The organism is uncultured Romboutsia sp., from assembly GCF_958366745.1.
GTDB classification, from domain to species: Bacteria; Bacillota; Clostridia; order Peptostreptococcales; family Peptostreptococcaceae; genus Romboutsia; species Romboutsia timonensis.
The window spans coordinates 1-8218 of sequence record NZ_CATXCO010000101.1 but is presented as its reverse complement, the minus strand read 5'-3'; the positions used below and the strand labels follow the sequence as shown (position 1 = coordinate 8218).

Sequence of the window (8218 nt, the reverse complement as noted above, 5' to 3'; positions counted from 1 at the left end):
TAAAGCTTTTGATGAAGCTTTAATAAGACCATTATTATATTGGACAAGTACATCTATAATGGATGAAAATGATAATAGATGGTATGAAAAAGGTTACTTAGAAAATAAAAAGGAATCTGCAAAAACTCAATTATCATATCTAAAAAATTTAGAATATATAGCTATAAATAAAGATACTAATGAAGTTTACTCTAATACTAATTATAAAAGTATAGAAGACTTTAAGAAAAATATAAAAGGTGAATGTGATGTAGAGCTATCATCTAATAATGATGTTATTAGCTATACCAAGCAAATCAAAGATAAGACATTCAAAAAAGTAAATGTAAATAAAGAATTAAGAGATGTTTTAGTTTATAATTTAAAAGATTTTGATGTATGCATATCAATAAATAAAAACTTTGAACAAAGTGGTGTATATCACTATGATAAGGTTTCAGAGATAAAAGATGATTTTGATAGTGAAGTAATTTATTTTAAGATTATAATAGTATCTTCTATAATATCTTTAATATTATTTATAGTTTCAATAGTAATATATAAAAAAATGAAATGTGAAGTTTTAGATAGAAATAGTTTTTACTTAAATCTTTATAAAATAATACCTTTAGAGATTTATATTATAGTAGGTATACTTTTACTATATAGTCTAATTGGAATTATAAAAACAGGTTATTCTGTTTATTATTACTACAATGTATTAGATCATCTAGTATATACTTTTATATGTATATTTGGATTATTTACAATATATTACATTTTAAGAAAAGAATTAAAAAGCTTTGATAAACCTATAGAAATATTAAAAACTAGTTTAATAGTTAGAGTATTAATATTAGGAAAGAAAATCTTTAAAGATACTAATAAAGTAACAAAATCAGTTCCATTAGCTAAAAGAATTATAATATTAGCAGCATTAAGTGTAGGAGTTGGTACAATAGGTTGGTTTATAGGATTTTTATTCGGAAGTACTTTATTATTATTTTTATTTGGACCAATACTTAGTTTAACTATTGTTGTACTATATGTTTATTACTTAATTAAAAAGCTAGCATACTTAAGTTATATAATGGAAGGGACTCAGCGTATAAAAGGTGGCGACATACATTATAAATTAGATATTATAGGTGATGATAACTTTAGCAACTTAGCAGAAAATATAAACAATATAGGAGAAGGTCTTGATAAGGCAATATATAATCAGTTAAAAAGTGAAAGATTAAAATCAGAACTTATAACTAATGTAAGCCATGATTTAAAGACACCTTTAACTTCTATAATTAATTATATAGAGTTAATAAAAAAAGAAGAGGATATAAAACCTGAACATATTAAAGATTATGTAAATGTACTAGATTCAAAGTCTAAAAGATTAAAGGTATTAATAGAAGATTTATTTGAAGCTAGTAAGGCAAGTAGTGGTAATTTAGAGCTTAATATGGAAAAAATAGATATAACTCAACTTTTAAGACAAGCTATAGGTGAGATGGAAGAAAAGTTATCAAAAGCTAATTTAGATTTAAAGTTAAGAGTACCAGAAGAAAAGACTTATATAATGGCAGATGGAAAAAAATTATATAGAGTTCTTGAAAACTTATTAAGCAATATATCAAAATATTCGCTTGATAACACTAGAGTATATATTGATATAATTGAAGAGGATGATAAGGTAAAACTGACGATGAAAAATATATCATCTTATGAATTAAATTTTGACCCTGAAGAAATAATGGAAAGATTTAAAAGAGCCGATGAGTCTAGAAATACTGAAGGTAGTGGGTTAGGTCTTGCTATTGCAAGAGACTTAGTAAATGCTCAAGGTGGTAGATTTGAGATAGATATAGATGGAGATTTATTTAAGTCAGTTGTAGAATTTAATTTAATAGATTAAATATGTAAAAGCTATGAAATTAGAATAAACTTGATTTCATAGCTTTTTATATTTTTATAATTTAGAAAATAAGGAAGATAAAATGTAGATGAAAAGCAGATATAAGTATTATGAGCTATAGAATAAAAGGATAGTAGTGGTTTGGAAAATAAAGTAAATTTATCAAAAGAATATATTTATAAATATTAAAGAATCTATAAATATATAATCAGAAAATGTTTTCAAAAAATAAAAAATATTTCACAGAATATATTAAAATTTATGTAAAAGATGATATAATATTAATAGTAAGAATAAAATTTTTGTAATATACAGAAAATTTAAAAATTAATTATAGATTTATTTAATCGAAGGAGAAATCATGAAAGATTCGAAGCAAGAAATAAAAGATAGCAAATATTTAATATCACATATACAATCACAATATACAAGATTTAGTAAAGGACAAAAACTTATAGCTCAATATATATTAAAAAATTACGATAAAGTTGCATTTATGACGGCTTGTAAGTTAGGAGAAGCAGTAGGAGTTAGTGAATCTACTGTTGTAAGATTTGCAAATGCATTAGGATATTCTGGATATCCTAAACTTCAAGATGCTCTTCAAGAAGTTATAAAAAATAAATTAACAACAGTTCAAAGAGTTGATATGGTAAAAGAATTTAATGATGATTCTGCAATACTTAAAAAAATAGTAAAAAGTGATATGGATAACATAAAAGACACTTTAGAGGAAATTGATGAAAAAGCTTTTGAAGAAGCAGCAAATAGAATATTAAAAGCAAAGCGAATTTATATAGTAGGAATGAGAAGTTCATTTACCATAGCTCAGTATTTAGGATTTTATCTAGGTATAATATTAGACAGTGTTCATGTTATAAGAACAGATATGGGAGATGCTTTTGAACAAGTTGTAAAGATAAATGAGGATGATGTTTTAATAGCTATAAGTTTCCCTAGATACTCTAAGAAATCATACCAAATAGTAAGTTATGCTAAAGAAAAAGGAGCTCATATAGTATCTTTAACAGATAGTCCATTTGCACCAGTTGCATCTTTTACAGATAACTTATTATTAGTTAAGAGTAATATGGTATCATTTGTTGACTCTTTAGTTCCAGCTTTAAGTATAGCAAATGCACTTATAGTATCAGTTGGGATGAAAGAAAAAGAAGATATAAAACAACACTTTGATGATTTAGAAGCTATTTGGGAAAAATATTCTGTTTATGATAAATAGTTAGTATAAATTGAATAATAAACTTTAAAAGGAGTATACACAAATAATATTTTGTGATACTCCTTTTATATATAATTAACTGTATAAATTAATTTAATGATATTATATTTATATAAGGGAAATTTAAAGAGGTGAAATATGAATAAGACAATAGGAATACTTGCACATGTAGACTGTGGGAAAACCACATTTTGTGAACAACTTCTTTATCATACAAATGCAATAAGAAAAAGAGGTAGAGTTGATAATAAAGATACATTTTTAGATAATCATGATATAGAAAAACAAAGAGGGATAACAATATTTTCAGAACAAGCAACATTTAAATATAATGAATCTAATTATTATTTAATAGACACACCAGGACATATAGATTTTTCTCCAGATATGGAAAGATCTATTAGTATAATGGATTATGCTGTAATTATAATAAGTGCAATAGAAAAAGTTCAATCACATACTAAGACAGTTTTTAGATTACTTAGAAAGTATAATGTTCCTACTATATTTTTTGTAAATAAAATAGATAGAGAAGGAGCTAACTTAGATGAAGTTATAAGTGATATAAAAAATAGTTTAACTAGTGATGTTATAAATATAAGTGATAATTTAAACTTAGACTCAGATAATATCTTAAATGAAGATATTATAGAATTTATAGCTGAAAGAGATGATTATTTATTTGAACGATATTTAGAAGAAGATTATGATAAAGATTTATGGATAGATACTATGAAAAAAATGATAAAAAAATCTAAGATTTATCCATTAATGTATGGTTCGGCACTACAAGATATTGGAATAAATGAATTTATTAAAAGATTAGATTACTTAACTCATACAAATTATAACAAAGAAGATGACTTTATAGGTAAAGTATATAAGGTTAAATATGATGATAATAAAAATAGAGTTACATATATAAAAGCCTTACAAGGAAGTATTAAGGTTAAAGATGAAGTAAATTATAGCCAGGGAAATAATGTAACTGAAAAGATAAATGAAATAAGGATATATAATTCTAACAAATATACATCTGTAAATGAAGTTTACGCATGAGAAGTTTTTGCTGTATGTGGATTAAGTGAAGCAAAAATTGGTGATTTTGTATTAAGCCCTAATATATTAAAAGTTAATTTAGATAAACTAAAAGTAAAAAATAATTTAGAAATGGTTCCAACACTAAAATCTAAGGTTATATTTGATAATATTTTAAATATAAGAGAGGTATTAGGATACTTTTATATATTAAACAATGAAGAACCTGCATTAAATGTAGTATGGGATGAAACATTAAAGGAAATACATATTCATGCTATGGGAAAAATACAACTTGAAATATTAAAGGCTATAGTGAAAAATAGGTTTAATATGGATGTTGAATTTGGTCCATGTGAAATACTTTATAACGAAACAATAGAAAGTGAAACAATTGGATATGGTCATTTTGAACCATTAGGTCATTATGCTGAAGTACATTTAAGGATTACTCCAAGTGATAGAAATAGTGGGATAAGTTTTGATAGTACTGCCCATGTTGATGATTTAATTTTAGGTCATCAAAATTTAGTTAAGACTCATATATTTGAAAAGGATCATAAGGGAATATTAGGAGGGTATCCTTTAACTGATGTAAATATAACATTACTTACAGGTAGAGCTCATAATAAACATACTAGTGGTGGAGACTTTAGAGAAGCTACTTTTAGAGCTTTAAGACAAGGTCTTGAAAATACTAAAAACATATTACTTGAGCCTTATTATAAATTTAGTATAGAAATAGATATTGATTATGTTGGAAGAGTTATGTCTGATATTTCTAAAATGAGTGGTGAATTTGAGCCTCCTATTATTAATGAGAATTTAGCTATAATAAATGGAAGAGGTCCAGTAGCTACATTTATGGATTATTCTCTTGAAATTGTATCTTTTAGTAAGGGAACAGGTTCTATTAGTTACATATTTGATGGATATGATATATGTCATAATACTGAATATGTATTAGAAAAAAGAAATTATGATAAAGATAGTGATATAGAGTATACCTCTAATTCTATATTTTGTTCTAAGGGACAAGCATATGTTGTAAAGGGGAAGGAAGCAAAAAATCATATGCATTGTTTAGAGAGATAGTATTATAAAACATTAATTTTAGGAGATAAATATGAACAAAAGAAAATATATAATGTTTACTATGATTATTATAGGTGCATTATCTATACTTGAATGGGGAATTAGTTTTTCATCTATATTTTTAATAGTATCTATGGCAATTGTATATATAGTTTTTCCTATGAAAGATTTATGTAGTAAAAATAAATATTTAAAGACACTTTATAATATATACAAAGTTATAATAATTATATTTGTATCTTCCTTTGTATTATTAGAAGGGTTGATACTTTTAAATATAAATGAAACAAAAGATGTAGATAAAGTAGATAATATAGATACAATGATAGTTCTTGGGGCTAAGGTAAATGGCACTGAAGTTTCTAATACATTAAAATTAAGACTTGATAAGGCTATAGAGTATTACAACAAACATAAATCTGTAAATATAATAGTATCTGGAGGTCAAGGTAATGATGAAAATATTACTGAGGCTTTAGCAATGAAAAATTATTTGGTATCTAATGGAGTTAATATAAATAATATTATAGAAGAAAATAAAGCTACTACTACATTAGAAAATATTATATATAGTAAAAAAATACTAGATGATATGAATAATAAAGGAAAGGTACTTATAGTGACTAGTGATTATCACTTATTTAGAGGAAGACTTATTGCTAGTATTTTAGGTATAGAAAATGAAGGTCTTTGTTCTATTAGTTCAATATCGGGGAGACTATATTATATGATACGAGAATATCCAACTAGTATTATAGATTTAGTTAAAAGTATAGAATATGCTTATTTATAAAAACATATAATATTAAATTTTTTCATATTATTTATAGATATTATTTTAATTTATAGGAGTAATAATATGAAAAGAGATGAAAAATATTTTAAGGGTTGTATACTAGGTGGAGCTATAGGAGATGCTTTAGGTCGCCCTATTGAGTTAAAAAAGCTTAAAGAGATTAAAGCTACATATGGAAGTAAAGGAATAAATAATTTAACTTTAAATGATAAAGGAATTGCAGAAATAACTGATGATACCCAAATGACTTTGTTTACTGCGGAAGGAATATTAAGAGCAAATTGTAAAAAGGGAAGATGCTATATACCAGCTGTAGTATACAATGCATATTTAAGATGGTACTCTACACAAAGAAATATAGATACAAAGGGATATGATGAGTGCACATATAATAGCTATCTATTAAAATATGATGAGTTATATGAAGATAGAGGTGCAGGAAATACCTGTTTAACTTCATTAAGTAAAGAGGAAATTGGAAGTATAAAAAATCCTATAAATAACAGTAAAGGATGCGGTGGAGTTATGAGAGTAGCACCAATAGGCCTTGTTTATAACAAGAAAGAAGCATTTAAATTAGGTTGTGATTGTGCAGCATTAACCCATGGGCATCCAAGTGGATATATTAGTGGGGGAATGTTATCTTGCATAATATCATGTATTATTGAAGGAATGGAAATTGATGAATCTATAAATTGTGCTATATCCTTTGCAAAAGATATGGATGGATATTGTGAGTGTGTAGAGACAGTAGAAAAAGCAGTTAAACTTTCTAAAGATGACTTAGTAGATACAGATGCTATAAGAATGATTGGTGAAGGATGGACTTCAGATGAGGCATTAGCTATAGCTATTTATAGTAGTTTAAAATATAAGGATGACTTTAAAAAAGCATTAATCTGTTCAGTTAACCATGAAGGGGATAGTGATAGTACTGGAGCTATTTGTGGTAATATTTTAGGTGCATACTTAGGTATTGATAATATACCTAAAGAATGGATTGATGTAATTGAGCTTAAAGAATTATTAGAGAATATTTCAACTGATTTATTAACTGGATATGAAGAAAGTGAAGAGTGGTTTGAGAAGTATCTTGAAAACTAAGTAGAAATATGGCGAATTACAATAATTTACAATAGGTTATGGATATGATAATATAAATATATGTTGTTGTGTGTTTATTAGCTCTAATGGTAAATAGAGTTAACTCTTCCTAAAGTATAGATTTATAACTTTAGGATAGTCATCAATCTCCAAAAAAGTGTGTTTAATTGTGCGATAAGAAGAAGGCATAGAAATATGCCTTCTTTTTATTTTATAATATATAATCACAGAATAATTAAAAAAGCATATTTTAGTATAAGTGAAATAAAAAATATCTTAAGAGGTGATATAATGAGCTGTTGTTCATATACCATAGGAACTATTGTAGATATAAGTGATATTATGAATCAGCCCTATAAATTTATAACAATAGGTAAAGTACCAGGTGATATATATACTTATACTAGGTTAGTATATAGTGAAGAAACTATAATATTAGATCATGAATACAATGAAATAGGTATTGAGGATTTAAAGGTAGGGGATACTGTTGTTGCGTTTCATTCTAATGCAATGACAATGAGTATACCGCCTCAAACGTCTGTATTTATTATAGAAGTAAAATAAAACTGTAAGTAAGTTTGTATTTATACAAACCTACTTACAGTCCTTATGATAGGTAGGTTTTTAATATATCAATATATTAAGAATATACAACACTATTAATATAGATAATAAAGTAAAAATTAATGATTTTTCTATTTTAATTATAGAATTAATCATTTGGATATTTTCTAAATCATTTCTCTTATATTTCTTATGCTTATAATACTTACAATAGAACTTTTGAAACCTTGAAATAAGATATACTATTATAAATATATAAAATACAGAAACTAATAACACAGTAGCAAGCCCTGTTAAATAAACAAAAACACGAGCTATACAAAGTATAAGCCTATGACATAAAAAAATTAAAAATAATACAAGAGATCCTAGAACAACAGATGTTAATAGTGCAAGTTTAGAATCATTATTTTTATTCATTATAATATCTCCTTTAATATTTAATACTATATTATATTAAAGAATTAACATATATTAGAACCTTACA

8 protein-coding genes are annotated in these 8218 nt (G+C 25.2%); 7 read left to right on the top strand and 1 reads right to left on the bottom strand.

Annotation, left to right across the window (positions count from 1 at the left end; genetic code table 11):
• From Q5F54_RS07895 to Q5F54_RS07870, 7 genes are all read left to right on the top strand, one after another.
• Positions 1-1891: sensor histidine kinase KdpD (locus Q5F54_RS07895; RefSeq protein ID WP_302334194.1), on the top strand; the 1891-nt coding region annotated here is incomplete at its 5' end.
• 361 nt (positions 1892-2252) lie between these two features.
• Complete coding sequence (locus Q5F54_RS07890; RefSeq protein ID WP_071120015.1) at positions 2253-3131, top strand: MurR/RpiR family transcriptional regulator; 879 nt, start codon at positions 2253-2255, stop codon at positions 3129-3131.
• A gap of 138 nt (positions 3132-3269) precedes the next feature.
• The gene (locus Q5F54_RS13080; RefSeq protein WP_331562553.1) at positions 3270-4190 is read left to right on the top strand and encodes a GTP-binding protein; all 921 of its coding nucleotides are present in this window, start codon (positions 3270-3272) and stop codon (positions 4188-4190) included.
• A gap of 111 nt (positions 4191-4301) precedes the next feature.
• The gene (locus Q5F54_RS13075; protein ID WP_331562551.1) at positions 4302-5264 is read left to right on the top strand and encodes a hypothetical protein; all 963 of its coding nucleotides are present in this window, start codon (positions 4302-4304) and stop codon (positions 5262-5264) included.
• A gap of 31 nt (positions 5265-5295) precedes the next feature.
• On the top strand, positions 5296-6057 hold the full coding sequence (locus Q5F54_RS07880) for a YdcF family protein (protein ID WP_302334193.1): 762 nt from the start codon (positions 5296-5298) through the stop codon (positions 6055-6057).
• 66 nt (positions 6058-6123) lie between these two features.
• Positions 6124-7164 (top strand): ADP-ribosylglycohydrolase family protein, encoded by a 1041-nt coding sequence (locus tag Q5F54_RS07875; protein ID WP_302334192.1) that lies wholly within the window; start codon positions 6124-6126, stop codon positions 7162-7164.
• A gap of 291 nt (positions 7165-7455) precedes the next feature.
• Positions 7456-7731, top strand: a complete 276-nt coding sequence (locus Q5F54_RS07870) for a hypothetical protein (RefSeq protein WP_302334191.1) — start codon at positions 7456-7458, stop codon at positions 7729-7731.
• A 60-nt stretch (positions 7732-7791) separates the two neighbouring features.
• Here Q5F54_RS07870 and Q5F54_RS07865 read toward each other — a convergent pair whose 3' ends face one another.
• Complete coding sequence (locus tag Q5F54_RS07865; protein ID WP_281538890.1) at positions 7792-8151, bottom strand: hypothetical protein; 360 nt, start codon at positions 8149-8151, stop codon at positions 7792-7794.
• Positions 8152-8218: the final 67 nt, after the last annotated feature.

Coding starts and splice junctions, on each gene's coding strand:
- Q5F54_RS07880 (WP_302334193.1), top strand. CDS start 5,296: ATGAACAAAAGAAAATATATAATGTTTACTATGATTATTATAGGTGCA.
- Q5F54_RS07865 (WP_281538890.1), bottom strand. CDS start 8,151: ATGAATAAAAATAATGATTCTAAACTTGCACTATTAACATCTGTTGTT.
- Q5F54_RS07875 (WP_302334192.1), top strand. CDS start 6,124: ATGAAAAGAGATGAAAAATATTTTAAGGGTTGTATACTAGGTGGAGCT.
- Q5F54_RS07890 (WP_071120015.1), top strand. CDS start 2,253: ATGAAAGATTCGAAGCAAGAAATAAAAGATAGCAAATATTTAATATCA.
- Q5F54_RS07870 (WP_302334191.1), top strand. CDS start 7,456: ATGAGCTGTTGTTCATATACCATAGGAACTATTGTAGATATAAGTGAT.
- Q5F54_RS13080 (WP_331562553.1), top strand. CDS start 3,270: ATGAATAAGACAATAGGAATACTTGCACATGTAGACTGTGGGAAAACC.
- Q5F54_RS13075 (WP_331562551.1), top strand. CDS start 4,302: ATGGTTCCAACACTAAAATCTAAGGTTATATTTGATAATATTTTAAAT.